The sequence below is a fragment of the Butyricicoccus pullicaecorum DSM 23266 genome (assembly GCF_900167005.1).
GTDB lineage: Bacteria > Bacillota > Clostridia > Oscillospirales > Butyricicoccaceae > Butyricicoccus > Butyricicoccus pullicaecorum.
The window spans coordinates 121,549-138,709 of the sequence record NZ_FUXW01000002.1 but is presented as its reverse complement, the minus strand read 5'-3'; the positions used below and the strand labels follow the sequence as shown (position 1 = coordinate 138,709).

The 17,161-nt window shown below is 56.5% G+C and carries 24 protein-coding genes; 11 read left to right on the top strand and 13 right to left on the bottom strand.

Going from position 1 to position 17,161, the window contains the following annotated elements; genetic code table 11:
- Window positions 1-17: 17 nt before the first annotated feature.
- The 13 genes from B5D52_RS04750 to B5D52_RS16065 all read right to left on the bottom strand — a co-directional run bounded on the left by B5D52_RS04750 (window position 18) and on the right by B5D52_RS16065 (window position 10,912).
- On the bottom strand, window positions 18-1,388 hold the full coding sequence (locus B5D52_RS04750; protein ID WP_016146453.1) for a DEAD/DEAH box helicase: 1,371 nt from the start codon (window positions 1,386-1,388) through the stop codon (window positions 18-20).
- Window positions 1,385-1,675 (bottom strand): PDDEXK family nuclease, encoded by a 291-nt coding sequence (locus tag B5D52_RS04745; protein WP_016146452.1) that lies wholly within the window; start codon window positions 1,673-1,675, stop codon window positions 1,385-1,387. The genes B5D52_RS04750 and B5D52_RS04745 overlap by 4 nt, the downstream gene beginning before the upstream one ends.
- A gap of 332 nt (window positions 1,676-2,007) precedes the next feature.
- A complete protein-coding gene (locus tag B5D52_RS04740) occupies window positions 2,008-4,422 on the bottom strand; it encodes a virulence-associated E family protein (protein ID WP_016146451.1) in 2,415 nt (804 codons plus the stop codon).
- Window positions 4,423-4,438: 16 nt separating this feature from the next.
- On the bottom strand, window positions 4,439-4,660 hold the full coding sequence (locus B5D52_RS04735; RefSeq protein WP_016146450.1) for a hypothetical protein: 222 nt from the start codon (window positions 4,658-4,660) through the stop codon (window positions 4,439-4,441).
- Between the two features lie 8 nt (window positions 4,661-4,668).
- On the bottom strand, window positions 4,669-4,968 hold the full coding sequence (locus tag B5D52_RS04730) for a hypothetical protein (protein WP_016146449.1): 300 nt from the start codon (window positions 4,966-4,968) through the stop codon (window positions 4,669-4,671).
- 4 nt (window positions 4,969-4,972) lie between these two features.
- A complete protein-coding gene (locus tag B5D52_RS04725) occupies window positions 4,973-6,961 on the bottom strand; it encodes a DNA polymerase (RefSeq protein WP_016146448.1) in 1,989 nt (662 codons plus the stop codon).
- Window positions 6,958-7,314, bottom strand: a complete 357-nt coding sequence (locus tag B5D52_RS04720) for a hypothetical protein (protein WP_016146447.1) — start codon at window positions 7,312-7,314, stop codon at window positions 6,958-6,960. The genes B5D52_RS04725 and B5D52_RS04720 overlap by 4 nt, the downstream gene beginning before the upstream one ends.
- Window positions 7,307-7,627, bottom strand: coding sequence for a DUF6378 domain-containing protein (locus B5D52_RS04715; RefSeq protein ID WP_016146446.1), 321 nt, complete (start codon window positions 7,625-7,627; stop codon window positions 7,307-7,309). The genes B5D52_RS04720 and B5D52_RS04715 overlap by 8 nt, the downstream gene beginning before the upstream one ends.
- On the bottom strand, window positions 7,614-7,844 hold the full coding sequence (locus B5D52_RS04710; protein WP_016146445.1) for a hypothetical protein: 231 nt from the start codon (window positions 7,842-7,844) through the stop codon (window positions 7,614-7,616). The genes B5D52_RS04715 and B5D52_RS04710 overlap by 14 nt, the downstream gene beginning before the upstream one ends.
- Window positions 7,845-7,911: 67 nt before the next feature.
- Complete coding sequence (locus B5D52_RS04705; protein ID WP_016146444.1) at window positions 7,912-8,619, bottom strand: DUF2815 family protein; 708 nt, start codon at window positions 8,617-8,619, stop codon at window positions 7,912-7,914.
- 190 nt (window positions 8,620-8,809) lie between these two features.
- The gene (locus B5D52_RS04700; RefSeq protein ID WP_016146443.1) at window positions 8,810-9,988 is read right to left on the bottom strand and encodes a DUF2800 domain-containing protein; all 1,179 of its coding nucleotides are present in this window, start codon (window positions 9,986-9,988) and stop codon (window positions 8,810-8,812) included.
- Complete coding sequence (locus B5D52_RS04695) at window positions 9,985-10,431, bottom strand: hypothetical protein (protein WP_016146442.1); 447 nt, start codon at window positions 10,429-10,431, stop codon at window positions 9,985-9,987. The genes B5D52_RS04700 and B5D52_RS04695 overlap by 4 nt, the downstream gene beginning before the upstream one ends.
- 28 nt (window positions 10,432-10,459) lie before the next feature.
- Complete coding sequence (locus tag B5D52_RS16065) at window positions 10,460-10,912, bottom strand: cell wall hydrolase (protein ID WP_016146441.1); 453 nt, start codon at window positions 10,910-10,912, stop codon at window positions 10,460-10,462.
- A gap of 93 nt (window positions 10,913-11,005) precedes the next feature.
- Here B5D52_RS16065 and B5D52_RS16060 point away from each other — a divergent pair, with 93 nt between their 5' ends.
- The 11 genes from B5D52_RS16060 to B5D52_RS04650 all read left to right on the top strand — a co-directional run bounded on the left by B5D52_RS16060 (window position 11,006) and on the right by B5D52_RS04650 (window position 17,048).
- Window positions 11,006-11,152 carry a hypothetical protein gene (locus B5D52_RS16060; protein WP_016146440.1) on the top strand — a complete coding sequence of 49 codons (147 nt, stop codon included), beginning with the start codon at window positions 11,006-11,008 and terminating at the stop codon, window positions 11,150-11,152.
- 89 nt (window positions 11,153-11,241) lie between these two features.
- Complete coding sequence (locus tag B5D52_RS04685) at window positions 11,242-11,667, top strand: hypothetical protein (protein ID WP_016146439.1); 426 nt, start codon at window positions 11,242-11,244, stop codon at window positions 11,665-11,667.
- Window positions 11,667-12,125 carry a hypothetical protein gene (locus tag B5D52_RS04680; RefSeq protein WP_016146438.1) on the top strand — a complete coding sequence of 153 codons (459 nt, stop codon included), beginning with the start codon at window positions 11,667-11,669 and terminating at the stop codon, window positions 12,123-12,125. The genes B5D52_RS04685 and B5D52_RS04680 overlap by 1 nt, the downstream gene beginning before the upstream one ends.
- Window positions 12,118-13,788, top strand: coding sequence for a hypothetical protein (locus B5D52_RS04675; RefSeq protein WP_207651146.1), 1,671 nt, complete (start codon window positions 12,118-12,120; stop codon window positions 13,786-13,788). Before B5D52_RS04680 ends, B5D52_RS04675 begins: the two co-directional genes overlap by 8 nt.
- Entirely contained in the window at window positions 13,785-14,750 is a 966-nt protein-coding gene (locus tag B5D52_RS04670; RefSeq protein ID WP_016146436.1) for a zinc-binding metallopeptidase family protein, read from the top strand. The genes B5D52_RS04675 and B5D52_RS04670 overlap by 4 nt, the downstream gene beginning before the upstream one ends.
- Window positions 14,747-14,878, top strand: coding sequence for a hypothetical protein (locus B5D52_RS16680; RefSeq protein WP_016146435.1), 132 nt, complete (start codon window positions 14,747-14,749; stop codon window positions 14,876-14,878). Before B5D52_RS04670 ends, B5D52_RS16680 begins: the two co-directional genes overlap by 4 nt.
- The gene (locus tag B5D52_RS16055; protein ID WP_016146434.1) at window positions 14,871-15,038 is read left to right on the top strand and encodes a hypothetical protein; all 168 of its coding nucleotides are present in this window, start codon (window positions 14,871-14,873) and stop codon (window positions 15,036-15,038) included. The genes B5D52_RS16680 and B5D52_RS16055 overlap by 8 nt, the downstream gene beginning before the upstream one ends.
- Window positions 15,039-15,053: 15 nt before the next feature.
- Complete coding sequence (locus B5D52_RS04665; RefSeq protein WP_016146433.1) at window positions 15,054-15,461, top strand: hypothetical protein; 408 nt, start codon at window positions 15,054-15,056, stop codon at window positions 15,459-15,461.
- A 15-nt stretch (window positions 15,462-15,476) separates the two neighbouring features.
- Window positions 15,477-15,866: a hypothetical protein gene (locus B5D52_RS04660; protein WP_016146432.1), complete on the top strand. Its 390-nt coding sequence runs from the start codon at window positions 15,477-15,479 to the stop codon at window positions 15,864-15,866.
- Window positions 15,863-16,597 (top strand): hypothetical protein, encoded by a 735-nt coding sequence (locus B5D52_RS04655; RefSeq protein ID WP_016146431.1) that lies wholly within the window; start codon window positions 15,863-15,865, stop codon window positions 16,595-16,597. The genes B5D52_RS04660 and B5D52_RS04655 overlap by 4 nt, the downstream gene beginning before the upstream one ends.
- A 13-nt stretch (window positions 16,598-16,610) precedes the next feature.
- Window positions 16,611-17,048: a type II toxin-antitoxin system PemK/MazF family toxin gene (locus B5D52_RS04650; RefSeq protein WP_016146430.1), complete on the top strand. Its 438-nt coding sequence runs from the start codon at window positions 16,611-16,613 to the stop codon at window positions 17,046-17,048.
- Window positions 17,049-17,161: the final 113 nt, after the last annotated feature.

Sequence of the window (17,161 nt, the reverse complement as noted above, 5' to 3'; positions counted from 1 at the left end):
GCCACGCACCTCCTTTTTTAACTGCGAAGTTTACTGATACGCACTCGCAAGGCGTCCATCAGGGCGTTTTGCATATCGCCCTTGTTTTCGAGAGCCTCGACTACCTGCTCATCCATGCCGCCCTGCACAATCAGGTGGTGGATGATGACCGGATGCTCCTGCCCCTGACGATGCAGGCGCTTGTTTGCCTGCTCGTACTGCTCCAAGCTCCACGTCAGCCCGAACCAGATGGCGTGATGGCCGCCGCGCTGTAAATTCAGGCCGTAGCCGCAGCTCGCGGGGTGCGCAAGTAAGATGTCGATTTCTCCGTTGTTCCAATCCTGCTCGTCTTTCGCTTGAGAATAAACCCTGACGCGCAGGTCGTATTTTGCCAAAGCCTCGACCAGCCTGTCCCGGTCGTGCTGGAAGTTGTAGAACACAAGGGCGTGTTGCCCGTGCAGCTGCTCAATCAACTCCAAGAAAGCGTCGATTTTACAGTCGTGGACTTTGACCGCCGTTTTGTTCTCGTTGTAGATCGCCCCGTTGCAAAGCTGCAAGAGCTTTCCTGTCAGAACTCCCGCACTGCCGGCGGTTATCGTGTCCTCGTCCACCTGCAAAAGCAGCTCCGTCTCAAGCTGTGCGTAGGCTTTTGCCGCCGCAGCGTCAAGAGCTACCGGCACATTGTTCACCAGCATATCAGGCAAGGTCAGGTAGTCCGCTGCTTTCATGCTGATGCAGATGTCGCTGATGGCCTGCTTAATCATCTCGAAACTGCCGTCCTTTGGCGAGTAATTGAAAATTGTCGTGCGGTTTCTCCTGCCGGGGACGAAGTATTTGTCCCGATAAGCGCCGAGGGTCTTGCCCAACCGTGCGCCGCCGTCCAAGAGATAAATCTGCGCCCACAAATCCTCAAGCCCGTTGCTGGACGGAGTACCCGTCAGCTCCACGATGCGCTTTATTCGGCTGCGCACCAGCTTCAAGGATTTGAACCGCTTGCTCTGGGAGTTCTTGAAACTGGAACTTTCATCCAGTACCACCATGTCAAACGGCCACGCATTTTTGAAATGCTCGACCAGCCACTGCACGTTCTCACGATTCACCACATAGACATCCGCAGGCGTAGCCAAAGCACGGATGCGTTGCTGAGCTGTACCGAGAACAGGGACGACCCTCATCATTTTCAGGTGCTCCCACTTCTTTGCCTCCGTAGTCCACGTGGCCTCGGCAACCTTTTTCGGCGCGATGATGAGGGGCTTTGAAACCTCCCATCTGTTATACCGCAGGTCGTGAATGGCGGTCAGGGTAATAACCGTCTTGCCCAAGCCCATGTCGAGGAATAAGCCGACGGCCCTGTTATAAATAATGCTGTCAATGCAATACTGCTGATACGGATAAGGGACAAACTTCATTGGCCCCCACCTCCCTCAATTTCCGCAAGCAGCCGCATAACCTCGTCGATGCCTTTTACCACGCGCACATCGGCGCCGCGCTTTTGCATCTCTCCAATCGTGTACCGCTGGATCTTCGCCAAGCGGCCGGTTTCGGTTTTCAGCTCTGCGAAAATGATTCGTCCAGTTGGAGTGATGATGAGCCTGTCAGGAACGCCCGGTGTGCCGGGACTTACGAACTTTAGGCACATACCTCCCAACTTCTTCACGCCATCAACAAGACGGCGTTCAATTCGACTTTCATTCATGTTTTCCTCCTGAAACATTGGTGTTTCTATACTTTACGCGCGTATAGGCGCGTTAGGCGCTTTAGGCGCGTAAGTCGTGCGACTATAATTCTAAATCCTTTCTAATATCCCTATTTTCTCTCTCTATTAAGAATGAATGTTTCAATGTTTCAAAAGCTCAAAAAGCCAGTAACGGTGCGGGTTTTAGCCGAAACATTGGTGAAACATTGGCCGATACATTGAAACATTCAAGGGGTGAAACATTGGGTTGAATTTCCCGCCTAAACTTCTCTAATTTTTCCTGATGTTAGACTTATGGTGAAATCAGCCCCAGATGTTTCATCCCCAATGTTTCAGCGACGGAGGAACCCACGCTGGTATCCGCAGTAGCCAAACCGCAGCCCGTTCGAGGACTTTTCCCACCCCGGCATAGACCGAAGAATGTCGTTTATCTCGGTCGCCTCGGCATACTTGAAATCCTTTGGCTGACCGCCGAACGCCTCGCACCAGACTTCCAGCGCACACACGCGGTCCCGCTTTACAAGGTTTGCAGACCCCTCGACTGTGCCGTTGAGGAACAGCCGCCTCTTGTCCAGCGACCACTTCTGCCAGTCCTCTGGGACCAGCTTCTCAACGAAGTCAAGGACGATGCCCTCCTTGCTGCTAACCTCTCTGTGATCTTCCTGCTCGGCTCTCGCCAGCTCCTCCAACTCGCCTGTCAGGTACAGCGTTTCTCCCAGCCGCCAGCGCATAACTGCCTCAGCCCAAATCTGGTCCAGCTCGTCATCGAGGTCCCGCCATACCGTTTTCGTGCGTGGGACCACCCCCACATCCACAGGCCAGAACCGGCGATTGCCCGTCTTGTCCCGCAGGAACACAGGGGTATTCGTCGTGCCGAAGAACACACAGCATCGCGGTATATCCTTTACGTGCCGCCCGTAGGCCGCCCTGAATCGGTCAGAACGCAGGCTGAGGAACTGCTTGATGCGGGCTTCATCTGTCCGTCTGAAAGCGTCCAGCTCGCCGATTTCCACCAGCCACACGCCTTGCAGCAGCTCGCTTGCCTCCTTGCCCTCGAATGTCCTGATGCCGTCGTTGAACCAGCCCTTGCTCATCCGGTCCAGCAGCGTGGACTTTCCGATGCCCTGCGGCCCCGTAAGGATAAGCATGGTGTCATATTTGCACCCCGGCTCCATAGCCCGCGCCACGGCCGCCGTGAAAGCCTTTCTCGTGACCGCCCGCACATAAGGCTTATCCTCCGCGCCGAGATAGTCAATCAGCAGGGAATCGAGGCGGGAAATGCCGTCCCACGTCAGGGATGAGAGGTAGTTGCGCACATCGTTGAACTTGTGCTTCTCGCTGTGCAGGGACAGCGCGCCGTCGATTTTCCCGTTGCCTGTGATTTTATAGACTTTCTCGAAGTACCAGTACAGCCCCTGATTGTCATTGTCTGTCCAGCCGCGCCGCTTCTCAAAGGCGCTCCACGGCAGGTCGCCGAGGATCTCTCCGCGCCCCGCAAACTCATTTAAGGCGAACTTGCCTTTGAGCAGCGGGTCGTTCTCAAGAATCAGCCAGATATTGTCGATGGTGGCCTTTATCGTACCGGTCTGCTTGTTCAGCTCCAAGTCCATCGTCCAGTCGAAGTTCTCGGCTTCGGCAGCCGGCGCCTCGTTCAGTCCCTGAAAATCGCTGACCGCAGAATCAGCCCGTTCCTTTGCCAGCTGCCGTGAGACCTTTGGGTCCTCAATGGCGAGGTTGCACATCGCCGCATACGATGGCAGCCGGTTCGTGGGCGTATTCGGGTCAGCCCCGTCGTCCATCTCCCCGAACTTGTGCATACGCACCAAATCGAACGCATTCACAAGCCTGCCGCAGCAGGGGTCGGTGGAGTGGTGGGAATAGAGGAACATCCCGTTGTCGTACACCACAGCGCCGCCTGTTGTCGTTCCTCCGAGGTAGGTAAAACGCCCGCGTGAATTGTCCACCGGCTCGTAAATACCGTCGAGGTAGGTGTCCATCGCACCGTAGATGTCGTATGTGCGGCAGAATGCGCCCACCACGCCTGCCTTGCTCAGAGGATCGCTCTGCTTCATCGCCAGCTTCTTATAGGCGTTATCCGCGCCCGGAACCTGCGGCCATTTCGACACGTCCCGCCAGTCCCCAAGCCGTTCGTCAATCATGTGCAGCAGCCCGTCAGCGTCAAGCAGCGGCTTGTCGCTAAAGGTAAACACATAGTCGCTGTCATAGCAGCAGCTCGGCCAATACATCAGGCGTGTGGCCTCAAACGTGGTCGGGTCCGCGAACTCTATGCCGATAAGGGACGCCACAAACCGCGCAGACGGCTCATATTCGTCCGCAGTGACCGTCCGGTCAAAAGGGACTAATATCCTGAGACGGGGGCTTGCGGGCGAGTGCTTGCGTGTGGAATAGATGCAGTAGCCGCACCCAAGCCCGTCTACCCGTTTCAGGATTTCATCTGTGCCTCCCGGCGGTATCGTGTCGAAATCCAGCGTGATGATGTCACGCCCTGTCACGGCCCCCGCTCTGCGGCGCGGGCCGGACAGCGTACCGGCGACGAACCCGCCGATGTCCTTTTTATCGTCCTGCTCCGACTTTTTCAGGTTCAGGTATTCCTGCATAGTCTCGGTAGAGCGGTTCGGAATCCTGAGCTTCTCGTAGAACTCTGACAGCATGATGGACTGGGGCTGCCAGTTTACACTTTTTCGGTTGTTGCCGACAGTTATCGTTATCTCTCTGTCGTATTGCATTAAGCCCAGCCCTCCTTTACTTGTACTTCTTGCCGGTTTCCTTATCCATGAGGATTATGCGCCCGACCACCTCGAAACCGACGAGTTCAGCGGTCTTCTTCATAATCGGGATGAGTGCGCTTATCCGCTCAAGCACCCGGCGCTCCTCGGCCTCGATGTTGCTCATCGCCTCGCCCACAGTCGGGTCGTTGTAGCCCTCCGAGTTCTTATAGAGATGTGGTTTCTTATCGTGCGCCATAATCTCACCTACCTTTTGAGCAGCTTAATCAGCGCGTGGATGCCGCGAACATAGTCGTAGCCCTTGATTTTGCCGGTTCCCGCCCAGAACTGAAACAGCTTATCATCCGACTGCCGGCGGCAGTGGAAATGGCCGGTCTGGGCGTTTTTCAGCACGAACTCGATGTTGTTCCGCTGGAACTGATCTATGGCGTACTGAATCCGGTCGGAGTTCTTTGCAACACGCGCATCGTGCTGCTCTTTTGCGTAGAGGTGATAACCGCCGTCAAAGGATTCGCCGGGGTTTTCCTCTCTGTCTTTTCTTGTCATATCGTCAATCCTTTCTAAAGAAGTCCCCAACCCAGCCATCTGCGTTCAGCGGCAAATCCGGCGCCCACGGAATGGGCTGCGTCATCAGCCGCACCACATCGTCCAGATCCGCTCGGTCGGCAGGACAATCTATCACAACTTCGTCATGCACATGGAACACCACCTGATACCCGGCGGCCTCCAAATGCTCAATCGCAAGCGCAAGACAGTCGCGAGCGATTGCCTGAATGCAGTTCTCCACCAGCTTGCCACCGTAGGTTTCAAGCTGCGTCCACTGCTTGGTTGTCTGGTTCACGCCGCTATATAAGATGGAGGGCTTGTCCCACGAGTTTACGCCGAGCTGCGGGTTTGCGTAGTACAGCTTTCTGCGGCTCGGCAGTGTTATTGTCAGGAAGTCCACCCCGTGTTCAATGTCCATCTCGCGGGCGAAGATGAGGTTCCTCACGCCCGCAGGCCGTCCCGTCTGAATGACTGATACCGCTGCGTTCTCCACAGCGTACCACAGGTCCACAATGCGCCTGTTTGCGTCACGCCAGCGAGAAACGATGTCCGGTAGGTCATCTTCGGGTATGCCCATTCGCAGAGCGCCCATCGCAATCAGTGCGCCCGTGCTGCCTTGATAGCCGAGGGCGAGTTCAGCGACCTTGCCTTTCTGCCGCAGCTCGTATTCGGGATTCCCTTTTTTGATTCGGTCAATCGGGACCCCGAACATCTGACTGGCAGACGCCTCGTAAATTTTGCCGTGCGTCCTGAATACTTCGAGCCGCCACTGCTCTCCCGCCAGCCACGAAATAACCCGTGCTTCGATGGCGCTGAAATCCGCGTCGATTAAGGTGTTGCCTTTGGACGCTATAAACGATGTCCTGATGAGCTGCGAGAGAGTATCAGGCACAGAGCCGTACATACACCGCAGCTTATCGGCGCTTCGCTCCTTAACCGCGCTCCGCGCCCACGGGAGCGTTTTCATGTCGATGTAGGTCCTCGGTAGGTTCTGCACCTGCACGAGCCGTCCCGCCCATCTGCCGGTGCGGTTCGCTCCGTAGAATTGAAGCAGCCCCCGGACACGCCCATCGCCGCACACAGCAGCCTCGATAGCGTCATACTTTTTCGTGCTGGTCTTGCCAAGCTCCTGACGAATCTCCAACATTCTCTCTGCGGGACCGGTCACGACTTTGCTGTCAAGCATCGCCGCAACCGTGTCTTTCCGCAGGTCGCCCACCGGCTGGTTCGTGTTGGTCTCAAGCCATTTGCTGAGCTGTGACACGCTGTTCGGATTCTCAAGGCCGGTGATGGAGACAGCTTCTGCCGTCAGCTTATCGCGGGAGGCGGCGTCGATTTCCAACGCCCCGCGCACCATCTGCATATCTACCGCAACGCCCCTCGCGTTGATGAGGAGGTCGGTCTGCCACTGCTTCTCGATGTCCGCAGGGACAGGGAAGTTCGACAGCCTGCGGTCAATCTCCATTTCGGTCGTAACATCGCCCTTGCAGTAAGTCTTGAACAGCTCCCACTTATCAGGGTCATGCTTGGGGAGATTCCGTGTCCTGCCGCCGTTGCTTTGCGTGGCGGCGCAGGGGACGCAGAAATAGCGGATAAGCGCTTTGCCGACCGAGAGCTTCTGCTTTTCGGCGGGGAGGCCCAGAGCCTTGCCGGTTGCGTCCAAGCCCGCCGTATAGCCGCAGTAGAGGCCGTGAAGCATCGTGTCCCGCCATTGGTCCACCGGCAGCAGACGCCCACAGAACTTTGAGAGACAGTACCACTCGAACGCCGCATTGTAGGCGTGTTTGATGTAAGCGGGATTACTCAGAGCGTCAAACAACCATTCCGGCAGCAGCTCTCCCTGCGCCAGATCCACGATTTCCACAGGGCTACCATCTACGCTGTATGCGAACAGCAGAACCTCAAAGTCAGGGCTTTGCACGTACTTGTACGCCCCGGCCTTTGCGATAGGGACGCTGCTGTATGTTTCAATATCAATCGAGATATGCGTCATCCGTCCCACCTCTCGTCCTTAATCAGAGCCACGCTCTCTGCGAGTTTATCCCTCTGCCGGCGCAAGGCTTTTTCATAACTGGACGGCTCAATCCGCGCCTGCGGGAAGAATGCCAGCAGATGATATTGTTCGGACAGTCTCAGACTTTCCAGCTTCTTAACCACTTCGTTCAGCCGGTCAACCTCAGACCGCATTGTGCTGATAAGTTCTTCCCTGCGGATGTCGCTGCAATATTGCTTCGCCAGCTTGAGAACCTTTGTCATCCGCTTCTTATTCGCGTTGGCGAAGAACTCTCTGACATTCAGCTCCATATAACCTGTCGGATATTCGATTCGGAATACACCGTTAGTCATGGTCGCCGCCTCCTCTCTCAGCGGCTGCAATCTCGCCGGCACAGGCTGCGTAACCAGCGAGGTCCACAAAGTTGTCATCCTTGTACCCGGTAGCAATTCGAGCTACCTTTAGCAGCCCCATCATAGTAGCCACGTCTTTGGCGTTGATGTGATTGATAGCCATGACCTTAGCCAGCTCAGGATGAGCAGCCCGCAAGTAGACGCCCCACAACAGACCGATGGTTTCAAAGTTGTTCTCCGGTGTGCCGTAGTCCTGCTGGCGTTCCCCGCAGACGCAGATACGAGCAGCCTCTAAAATCTCAGCTCTTTTCATGGTCTTCCTCCTTTTCAGGAACCTCCACCAGACGAGTGTTCGGACGCAGCTGGCAGCCGCACTGCGGGCAGTCAAAAGCGTCGTAATAGGTTTCAGGCTTCGCGCTCCCAGCGAGACGGCTCAGACCGGAACCGGCATTATCGGTCACAGCTACGTAGTGATCCGCAATTTGCGGAATGAATTCGGTCCCACACACAGGACAGGTCAGTTTCTTCATAGCGTTTATCCTCCTTAATGAAAAAGGCGCACGACCACTTATGGGTGGCCGTGCGCCTTTGCTCGATTTATCCAAAGTACGGCTGGCCGGTTAAGGGATTGATTGCCCCCGGCTGGACGCCCAGCGGGTTTGGCTGCTGCATACCCGTGTTGGGATATGCCATCTGCCCCGGAGTGGCTGGCATAGCCGCGCCATAGGCGGGAGTAGCGGGAGCGCCGGCCTCCATACCGACACCGGCAAAATCAGCTGCTGCGCTGGCGCCGCCGGCAAGTGCCTCGCCGTCGCGGGTCTTCATCACGTTGCCCAACCCGCAGCCCACACCGCGCTTGCCCGCACGGTTGTAGCCGAAGAAGTTGATCGTCACGCGGGCGTACATACCGCTGTAAATGTCCTGCGGGAGCAGCTCGGTGTTGATGTCGCTCTGGTGGACTACCTGCGGCTTGTTCTTGGAGCTGGCCGTAATGACCCAGCAGCCCTTGCACTCAGGACCGTAGGGCGTACCGTTCTCGCGGACGCCATCACCGTCATGGATGGGGATAGGCATGACAGGAGGGCGAACGCCGTTCCAAATCTTGCCCTGCGCATCGGCAGCGGCAGCCTCGATGCTGGCGTCGATGTTCTGCTTGACCGCCGTGTCAGTCTTGGGGATAAGCAGTGTCACGGAATACTTGGGGGTAGCCGTGGGGTCGTTGTTATTCACCCTCGGCTGCACGAGATTGACATAGGACAGGCGAACCTCGCCGGTCAGAACTTTCGTAGGCACATTGTTATACATAACTGTTTTTCTCCTTTCGATTTCACTCTGCACTGTTTTTCTTGCCCACTTAACTCCGGGGTCATCTTCTGTGAGGACCCGACCGCTGGCGCATTTCACGCATTTAATGCGCCAGCCGCCGTTGTGCCTCTCGAAGTGTCCATATCCGGGTTCTACCCAACTGCCGCAGCAATAGCAGTAGCCGGGGTATTTATTTCGAGCCATTGTCAGCCACCTCCGCAAAATCGGCGGCGGCACTGCTGAACTCCTTGCGGGAATCATTCTCATCAGCGAGGGTCGGGCTGCCCTGCGGCTTCACAACAAACTCGCCGACCAGCTCCTCGAACTTCTTCTTGCCCAGAACCTTTTCGAGCTGCGCCAGTGTCTTGGGAACACTGTCGTAAATGACTGCCCGGTCAATACCGTTCTCGATGAGCGTATCGAGAGCCTTATCCTGATTGCTCCAAACACGGGAGCTGCGGCCCTCGACAACTTTCCAGCCGGGGATTTTCTCGCCGTTAAGCATGACCTCAAGCGCCCGCTTCTTCACGGCCTCATACCACGCCACGAGGTCCTTGCCCCGTGCAAGCACATCACTCATGCCATCAGGGGAGAGAAGTGCCACGTTGCGGTTCTCAACCGCGTCTTTGAAATCGTCGAACGCCCCAATCTGCTGTGCGGCCTGAGCTTTGCAGATGCCGTTGGCTCGGCAGAATTGACACCAGCTGCCTGCGTGGTACTCGCCAAAGCCCATGTAGGCCATCATCGCTTTCGGCTTGATTTCCTCGCCCCAAGCGAGCAGGTCTTCGACGCTACATCCCCACGTGTCGTAGAGATTGATACGGGGCTGGTCGATGGTGATTTCCACGTTTTTCAGCGAGCTGCCGAAAAGTGGCTGGTAGAGCTTCAACGCTCCGAGAGCGTAGAGTTTCAGCTGCGGGTTGTCCGACGCGGAAACAGGTACGCCTTTCCCGTGCTTATAGTCGGTAATGACGAGAGTATCACCGCCGAACATGATGCAGTCGCATCGGCCAAAGGCTTCGGGGACCACATCGGATATGTCCACCTTAACCTCGAAAGCGATGTATGGCTCGTTGTCGAATCCCATCGCTCTTTCAGCAAGGTGCTCGGAATAGGTTTCCGCAGTCTGCAACATCTCGTCGTCCCACTGCGGATCGGCCTTGTACTTTTTTACGACCTTGTTGTACTCGGTCTTCTTGATTTTCTTGAAGTGCAGCTTGGCGCTGACCTCACAGATGCTGTGCGCAATCGTTCCCTCTCTCGCATACTCGCTTGGCTTTTCAGGTAACTGCGCCTCAAGCCGTGGGGCCAGAGGGCAGTTCAGCCAGCGGTGCGCACTGGACGGCGAGAGGAGCGCATGGGCGCTCAAATCTTCGCCCCCATATCACGCAGAGCGGTAGCGAACGCGCCCAGCTGCTCAGGTTTCAGATCCATGACAGCCTGAACGCCAAAGGAGTGGAGCAGGTTCATCAGGTCGTTCACCTTGCCTGCGTCCATCAGCTGAGCGCCGGCAGCCATAATCTGGTCCACCGTGTACTTGGGCGGCTGTGCGAGAGGTACGCCGGCCACGGGCGTATTAGGCTGCGCAGTGGTGGCAGGAGCAGGCATAGGAGCCACAGGAGCGGGAGCCGGCATAGGCTGCTGCACAGGTGCGGCGGGAGCCTGCTGAGGCACAACGGGCTGGGGCTGCGTAGAGGCCGCTGCGGGGGCCTGCTGTGCGGTCGGGAAAGGTCTTGCACCCAGAGCAGCGGCGAGATTGTTCAGCGCGTTTGCCAGTTCGGGCGCCTCGATGGTGAGTTTCATTTCGAGCATGGTTTTGTCCTCCTTAGAAATTTATTGATTAGTATTCACAACGGAATACGTTCTCACGGTTGTCACCGGCCACAAAGAACAGGTAATCGGAAAGGGCTTCACATCCGCTTCCATACCAGTCTTCAAGAGCCTCGGTCGCCACGTCGTAGTCGTTCTCGGTAATCTCACGGGACTGCTCCCAATAGCCCGAAAACTGATTCGGCGCGGAGACAACTTCTAAAACGGAATCTCCAAACCGGCCATCACTGACACGGTTCAGAATCACTTCACAGACAAGGCGTTTATCGTGTTCCTTGTCGTCATAGCACTCTCCCGCAAGGGTGAGCACCATAGCCTCAAGTTCTTCGTCCGTCCACACATTCTGGACGGGCGTTTCTTTTACCTCTGGATACTCCGGCTGGCTGGTCGCCATCTCGGGTTTCGGCAAAACCGTTTGGCTGCCAGCGTCTGTTCCGCAGGCTGTAAGCAATAGCGGCGCCATAGCAAGGATTATCACGGTTTTTGCAATCTTTGTTATCTCAATAGTCTGCTGGATTTGAGCAAAACACTCACAGTCAAGAAAGGAGACTTCGAGATGGATAAGAAAATCATCGACATCATGGAGGGCGCGTTGCGCAGGTTCATTGAAGAACTGATTCAATCCGAGAACGGTCCCAGTGAGGACGACATTGAATACATCAAATCTGAGCGCGAGTACATAAAGCGGCTGAAAGCAATCTAAGTCGAAACGCCCGAAAGGGCGTCGCCGGGAACTGCCCCACCCGGCCTGATGATGACAGGGCAAGTACATAAATCAAGGAGGACAAAATCATGGCAGAGTTGAAACAGGGCCGTTGGGTCAAGGTTCACGAACCCGGACAGGCGAATTTCGTCGAGCACGAGAACGTCATGGACATCGTGATCGGGACGGGCCGCCTCCAAGCTGAGGCGACCTACACCGTCCGCAGCTACAAGAAAGCCGCCTATTGGCTGGGCGAATATCTCAAGGCTGCGGAGGCGCTGCAAATCGTCGCTGACGAGATGCTGGCGAAAATCCAGGACGCTGCGGCGAGCACCAACCGCGAGGAGGACGAGATGGTCGCCGATGGCGCCGGCTGGAACTGCACCATCGAGCGGATGGGCGACGGCAGCTTCAAGGTCCAGTTGAGCTGGGCGGTCAGCGAGCCGGTTACGAAAAAGACCAAAGAAAAACCCGCGCCGAAGAAGCGCGGGCGAAAGAAAAAGGAGGCTGAATAATGCACCTGACATTGGAAGTTAAGCGATACCACGAGTTCTTTTGGCTGAGGGACATTCAGGCCGTGAACATCTACAAATGCTGCGCCGAGTGTTTCATCGGCAATCGGGACAGCAGGGTCTATCACGGGACCCTGCACCAGCCCCACGCGCTCATCGACATCGACGTGAAAGAGAATCCCAAAGCGGTCGCGTATTACCTCTGCGGGTTGAGCGCGGGGTTCAATTACCACCAGAACACACACGTGGCGTTCATTCCCGCTCCGGGCGAGACGGTGTTCGTGGACAACGCCAATATCCGGCTGACGATTACGGACGCCAAGCGGGTTGATTTCCAGAGCTACGTCCCGAACCCGCCGGGACACTTCACCCGCCGGCAGAGAACCTGCCGCAACTGGATCTTTGCGAATTACATCAACGACGGAATGCTGAGGAGGTTAAAAGAAAATGGACATGAGTGAACTCATTGAGCGCACGAAACAGAATATCTGGCAGGCTATCAGCGATTACGGCAAGCACACCGACCAGACGAGCGTTATGGACGATTGCACAGCGAACTTTGTGAATCAGCTTGCGTCCGACAGCTGCTATGCGAAGCAGGAGCTGCGAGAGCTGTTCAGCAAGTCTCCCGTGTGGGACGCCAATCTTGACGCTCTGGTTATCAACGGGACCAGAACGCACGACCCTGACCCCGACCGGATCTACTCGCTGGGGACTGACATCTTGAGCGAGGCGATTTACCGCACGGACAACCGAAACCTCATTTATGAGGCTATTCGGTTTTTCTATGACCCCAATTACGAGGAGCAGGGTATCGCGGCCATCAAGCAGCTTGCCCCGAAAGCCTACGCCCCGAACAAGAAAAAGAGCCGCGTTTTCAAGGCGCTTTGTCAGGCGCTGGGCGTTGCGGATGAAACGGCGGGCAGCGATTTCCAGAGGCTGTACGCGCAGTTTGCGGACGAGCTGACCTCGAAGAAAATCGGGTTCAAGCTGTACGTCTCCATCAACCCGGCGCATTTCATCACGATGAGCAATCCGAAAGGCGACCATCGCGGTACGACCCTGACGAGCTGCCATTCGTTCAACTCGACCGAGTACGAGTACAACAACGGCTGCACGGGCTATGCGCGGGATAAGGTTTCGTTCATCGCGTTCACCGTGGCAGACCCCGCCGACAAGGAAACCCTGAACAACCGCAAGACCACACGGCAGGTTTTCGCATACAAACCGGGGAACGGGCTGCTTTTGCAGAGCCGGATGTATAACACCTCCGGGGGCGTTTACGGGGCCAGCGAGGATTCCAAGCTGTACCGCGACCTCATTCAGCGCGAGATTTCGATGCTGGAAAATGTTCCGAACCTGTGGAAGACCTATCCGACGGTTGGAGAAAAGAGTTTCTGCGTTGAGCGCGGAGACGGGTTCGGCGGCTATCCCGATTGGGAATACGAGAACTTCGACGGCAAGGTGAGCATCCGCGCCGACCACGAGGAGGATTTCAGAAGCCTCGTTGTCGGGAGCTACGGCCTTTGCGTTTCCTGCGGCTGCGAGACAAGCTACGGAGTTTATTGCGAGGACTGCAAGGACGGTCGCGGCGGTAATTACTGCGAGTGCTGTGAGGGATATGTTGACGAGGAATTGTATTCCGTCAGAGACAGACGCGGTAATTGGATCGAGGTCTGCGAGGACTGCCGCGATGAGAACTTTGCCTACTGCGAGTGCTGCGGGGAGTATTGGCCGAACGACTGCATCACAGAAATTGACGACCGATATTACTGCGACAGCTGCCGCGATGAGTATTGCAGTGAGTGCTACGAATGTGAGGATTATCACCACACGGACAATATGACGGAGGTTGTGAACGCCCGTGGCGATGAGGTTCTTGTCTGCGAGGACTGCCGCGACAGATATTACGAGCAGTGCGAGGGCTGCGGTGAGTACCACATCCGAGAGGAAATGACGTTCGTTACCTTGCGTGACGGCGACCACGCCTACGTCTGTGAGGATTGCATGGATTCTTACGAAATCTGCCCGCACTGCGACACGATGATTGAGAGATGTGAAGACGGGACCTGCCCTGAGTGCGGAGCCGTCATCGACGAGAAAGAGGAGGACGAAGCGGTATGAAAAAGTTAGAAGATTTCCTGATGCCCACCCAGAAAGAACTGTTTTCCAAGTTGTGCGACCGGTTCAAAGGCCGCACGACGGTTTGCAAGAACAGTTATATCCTTGTTCGCGGAGAGGCCCCGATTATGCTGGTGGCTCACCTCGACACGGTTCACAAGACCCCTGTGAAGCACATCTGCAAGACGCAGAACGGCGGCATCCTGATGTCCCCGCAGGGAATCGGCGGCGATGACCGCTGCGGCGTTTACGCCCTCGTGACGGTCTACGAGCAGTCTGCGGTAAAGCCGTGGCTGCTGTTCACCTGTGATGAGGAAGTTGGGGGCGTTGGTGCGAGCGCGTTCTGCACCCGTTTCCAGAAAGGGAAACTCCCAAAGAAAGAGCTGGAAAGCCTGAAAATGCTGGTCGAGATTGACCGCAAGGGCAGGAACGACGCCGTTTACTACGACTGCGATAACCCGGAGTTTGAGGAGTACATCACGAGCAAGGGGTTTGAAACGGAATGGGGTTCGTTCAGCGACATCTCTCTCCTCGCTCCCGCGCTCGGCGTAGCGGCGGTGAACCTCTCGTCCGGTTACTACAACGCCCACACCCAGCACGAGTACATCGACCGCAAGCATCTAAACGCTACGGTGAAGAAAGTGGTGGAAATTGTCGCGGACGCGGCCAAGCCCGACTTCCCGCAGTACGAGTACATCGAGAGCTACCGTTTCAGCCGATACGGTTACGGCGGCTGGGGCGATTGGGGCCGAGGCACTTACCCGCTCGTGTTGGAGGACGCTCCGAGCCTAAAGAAAGTCCCGGAGGATATTCGGGACGAATACGCCGCCCTGCTTGACTTCTACACCGAGGGCGAGCTTGAGGCCCTGCGCAAAGAGCACGGTGACAACGTGATTCACATGCTGTTTGAAAGCGAGCTGGGCGATTATTACGGCGATATGTACGACGAGGAGGAACTGAAATGACGAGAGACGAATACTATGCGCTCCTCGCAGAGAAGCACAAGCAGACCGACTGGAATGACCGTGAGAGCGTCCATGCGTACAACGAGTACGCCCGTATGCTGAGAAAGCAGGTGGACTGTGATGAGTGAAGACCTGTTTACCGGGCTGTTCATCCTTTGCTTGCTCGGTGCCTACTTCGGAGCCGGAGGCTTTGTCCTCTGGCTCCTTGATAAAGCCCTCAGCAGAGTTCCCAGATACCGTGATTGGAAAGAGAACCTGCTGGGCGGCGCCGATGATTACGATGACTGAAAGGAGATACCTGAAATGACAAGAGACGAAAAGAAAGCCGAGGCCATCAAGCGCATGAAGCTGGCCGATATTTTCCCGCAGACCATCAAGCAGTTCGAGGAGGACGGCTATGTGAGCATCAGCGAGCCGCCGGTGGGGGCGTTCTTCTGGGCCGAGGGCGAGGACTTGCAGCGCATCAGGGACTTCGAGGAGAAGCACAACGCGCTCGTCTACCTCGTCATCCGCAGCTACACGGATTTCGGCAAGATGGATTGCTACCTTTACGTCAGCGATTACCCGGAGGAGTGGGCGCAGGACCGCGAGGATCTGGCGAACAGCGAGCCTATGGCTTATGTCTACAACCACGATATGCCTGACTGCTCTGAGTTTGGCTGTATCGGAACCCGCCGCTCCATCGCGGCAGGGCTGCTGCGCACGTGGTAAGGAGGTGCGCAAGGTATGAAAAACGAATCCCGTGAGTTCGAGGTGGAACTGAAACTCAAGGCCCGTGTCACAATGCAGGACATCGACGACATCATGTGTACCGCACTGGATGGCGGCATCACTGGCTGGTGCGGAGCCGCAAAGCCCGTTGGAAAGAGGCTTGGGGAGTACGCCCACGAGCAGATTGCGCGTGACGGCTCTCTTATGCTCTACGATGCCGAGAGCAGCGACAAGTGGGAGCTGACGCTGGACAAGTTCTTACGAGGATTGGCCCAAGCGGTAGAGGACGGAGTGCCTGTGGCTATTGACGCCGGAAGCGGCTCAATCGACCCGTCCGAAGTAGATGCTGACGGAGCCGACATGATTATCCAGTATGCTTTGTTTGGGGAGGTAGTATTCGGATGAAGTACAAAGTCAGAGTGAGCGAACTTCGCTACGGCGAAGTCGAGGTAGAAGCTGCGTCCGAGCGGGAGGCAAAGAACAAGGCCACCCGCGCAGGATTCAACTTCTTCGATTCGGAGATTACCGACATGACCGCTGAAAAGGTCGTGTCGAGTGACCCGATGAGTGTCATCGAGCGGCTGGAACGGTGGGCAAAGGGTGATACCTGCGACAACTGCCCCGCCTGCGATGACACGGTATTTCAAGCGGCAGAGCTGTTGCGCAAGGCGTATCTGGACGAGGATGGCCCTCGGACGAACATCGTCACCGAGTATTGCCCGCACTGTGAGAGCGAGGTCGAAATGTTCTGGAACACCGATACGGACGGGTTCAAGGCTTTCTGCCCTTACTGCGGCGAGCGTCTGATGCTCTGTGATGAGTGTCATCACAGCGGAACCGGCAACTGCGATTACAGCAGGGAAACCGATAGCTGCCGGCGCAACCCTCCCGTCCCTGCGGCAGCCAGCCATAAGCTGTGGATGCGCCTCGGCGTGACACTGCGCGTTACGGATGACGAGGCAGACGCCATCTTGGGAGAGGACAAGCACAATTCTACGCTCACGCTTCGTGGTGTGCTTCGCGCCGGTCGTTTTGAGCCTGACGGTGAGAGCTATATCCCCGGCGAAAGCATCAAGAGCTACAATCACGCCCACGGGACCGAGTATGATGACGCGGACGTGGACTTCAATTTGTGAGGAGGAATGCACAATGGATATTAAGCGCGGAGACATCTGGTACATCGAGAGCGGGTACAGCGTGGGCAGTGAGCAGCGGGCGGGGCGTCCCGCCATCGTGGTGTCCAACAACCGCAACAATCAGTACAGCGGCACGGTGGAGGTTGTGTACCTCACCACGCAGCCCAAGCGGGACCTGCCCACCCACGTCACCATCAGCAGTCTGAGCCGTGAAAGCACGGCTCTGTGCGAGCAGATCACTTCTGTGTCTACCGAGCGGTTCGGTTCCTACCGTGGGGCTGTCACCGCCGAGGAGATGGAGGACATCGAGGAGGCGATGATGATTTCCCTCGGACTTGCGCCCCATGCGGCTGCCGAGCCGAGGGATGAGACCCCCCCATGCTGGAAACCCGCCTTGCTGAATCCGAAGCCCGGTGTGCGGAACTGCGGCAGATGTATGATAGCCTGTTGAGCAAGATGCTCGACCGGTGAAAATATAAAACGGCGAGGGCTGACAACCCTCGCCGTTTTGCGACTTAAAGTTCCTTTTGGCAAAATTTTTTCGGAAAAAACTTGACTTTTACG

Bases quoted from the DNA above. Each gene is read 5' to 3' on its own strand.
- B5D52_RS04750 (WP_016146453.1), bottom strand. From the start codon at position 1,388: ATGAAGTTTGTCCCTTATCCGTATCAGCAGTATTGCATTGACAGCATT.
- B5D52_RS04730 (WP_016146449.1), bottom strand. From the start codon at position 4,968: ATGACAAGAAAAGACAGAGAGGAAAACCCCGGCGAATCCTTTGACGGC.
- B5D52_RS04695 (WP_016146442.1), bottom strand. From the start codon at position 10,431: ATGCTCGAAATGAAACTCACCATCGAGGCGCCCGAACTGGCAAACGCG.
- B5D52_RS04665 (WP_016146433.1), top strand. From the start codon at position 15,054: ATGACAAGAGACGAAAAGAAAGCCGAGGCCATCAAGCGCATGAAGCTG.
- B5D52_RS04735 (WP_016146450.1), bottom strand. From the start codon at position 4,660: ATGGCGCACGATAAGAAACCACATCTCTATAAGAACTCGGAGGGCTAC.
- B5D52_RS04710 (WP_016146445.1), bottom strand. From the start codon at position 7,844: ATGAAGAAACTGACCTGTCCTGTGTGTGGGACCGAATTCATTCCGCAA.
- B5D52_RS04740 (WP_016146451.1), bottom strand. From the start codon at position 4,422: ATGCAATACGACAGAGAGATAACGATAACTGTCGGCAACAACCGAAAA.
- B5D52_RS16055 (WP_016146434.1), top strand. From the start codon at position 14,871: ATGAGTGAAGACCTGTTTACCGGGCTGTTCATCCTTTGCTTGCTCGGT.
- B5D52_RS04650 (WP_016146430.1), top strand. From the start codon at position 16,611: ATGGATATTAAGCGCGGAGACATCTGGTACATCGAGAGCGGGTACAGC.
- B5D52_RS16060 (WP_016146440.1), top strand. From the start codon at position 11,006: ATGGATAAGAAAATCATCGACATCATGGAGGGCGCGTTGCGCAGGTTC.
- B5D52_RS16680 (WP_016146435.1), top strand. From the start codon at position 14,747: ATGACGAGAGACGAATACTATGCGCTCCTCGCAGAGAAGCACAAGCAG.
- B5D52_RS04660 (WP_016146432.1), top strand. From the start codon at position 15,477: ATGAAAAACGAATCCCGTGAGTTCGAGGTGGAACTGAAACTCAAGGCC.
- B5D52_RS04680 (WP_016146438.1), top strand. From the start codon at position 11,667: ATGCACCTGACATTGGAAGTTAAGCGATACCACGAGTTCTTTTGGCTG.
- B5D52_RS04715 (WP_016146446.1), bottom strand. From the start codon at position 7,627: ATGAAAAGAGCTGAGATTTTAGAGGCTGCTCGTATCTGCGTCTGCGGG.
- B5D52_RS16065 (WP_016146441.1), bottom strand. From the start codon at position 10,912: ATGGCGCCGCTATTGCTTACAGCCTGCGGAACAGACGCTGGCAGCCAA.
- B5D52_RS04720 (WP_016146447.1), bottom strand. From the start codon at position 7,314: ATGACTAACGGTGTATTCCGAATCGAATATCCGACAGGTTATATGGAG.
- B5D52_RS04670 (WP_016146436.1), top strand. From the start codon at position 13,785: ATGAAAAAGTTAGAAGATTTCCTGATGCCCACCCAGAAAGAACTGTTT.
- B5D52_RS04685 (WP_016146439.1), top strand. From the start codon at position 11,242: ATGGCAGAGTTGAAACAGGGCCGTTGGGTCAAGGTTCACGAACCCGGA.
- B5D52_RS04745 (WP_016146452.1), bottom strand. From the start codon at position 1,675: ATGAATGAAAGTCGAATTGAACGCCGTCTTGTTGATGGCGTGAAGAAG.
- B5D52_RS04675 (WP_207651146.1), top strand. From the start codon at position 12,118: ATGAGTGAACTCATTGAGCGCACGAAACAGAATATCTGGCAGGCTATC.
- B5D52_RS04655 (WP_016146431.1), top strand. From the start codon at position 15,863: ATGAAGTACAAAGTCAGAGTGAGCGAACTTCGCTACGGCGAAGTCGAG.
- B5D52_RS04705 (WP_016146444.1), bottom strand. From the start codon at position 8,619: ATGTATAACAATGTGCCTACGAAAGTTCTGACCGGCGAGGTTCGCCTG.
- B5D52_RS04725 (WP_016146448.1), bottom strand. From the start codon at position 6,961: ATGACGCATATCTCGATTGATATTGAAACATACAGCAGCGTCCCTATC.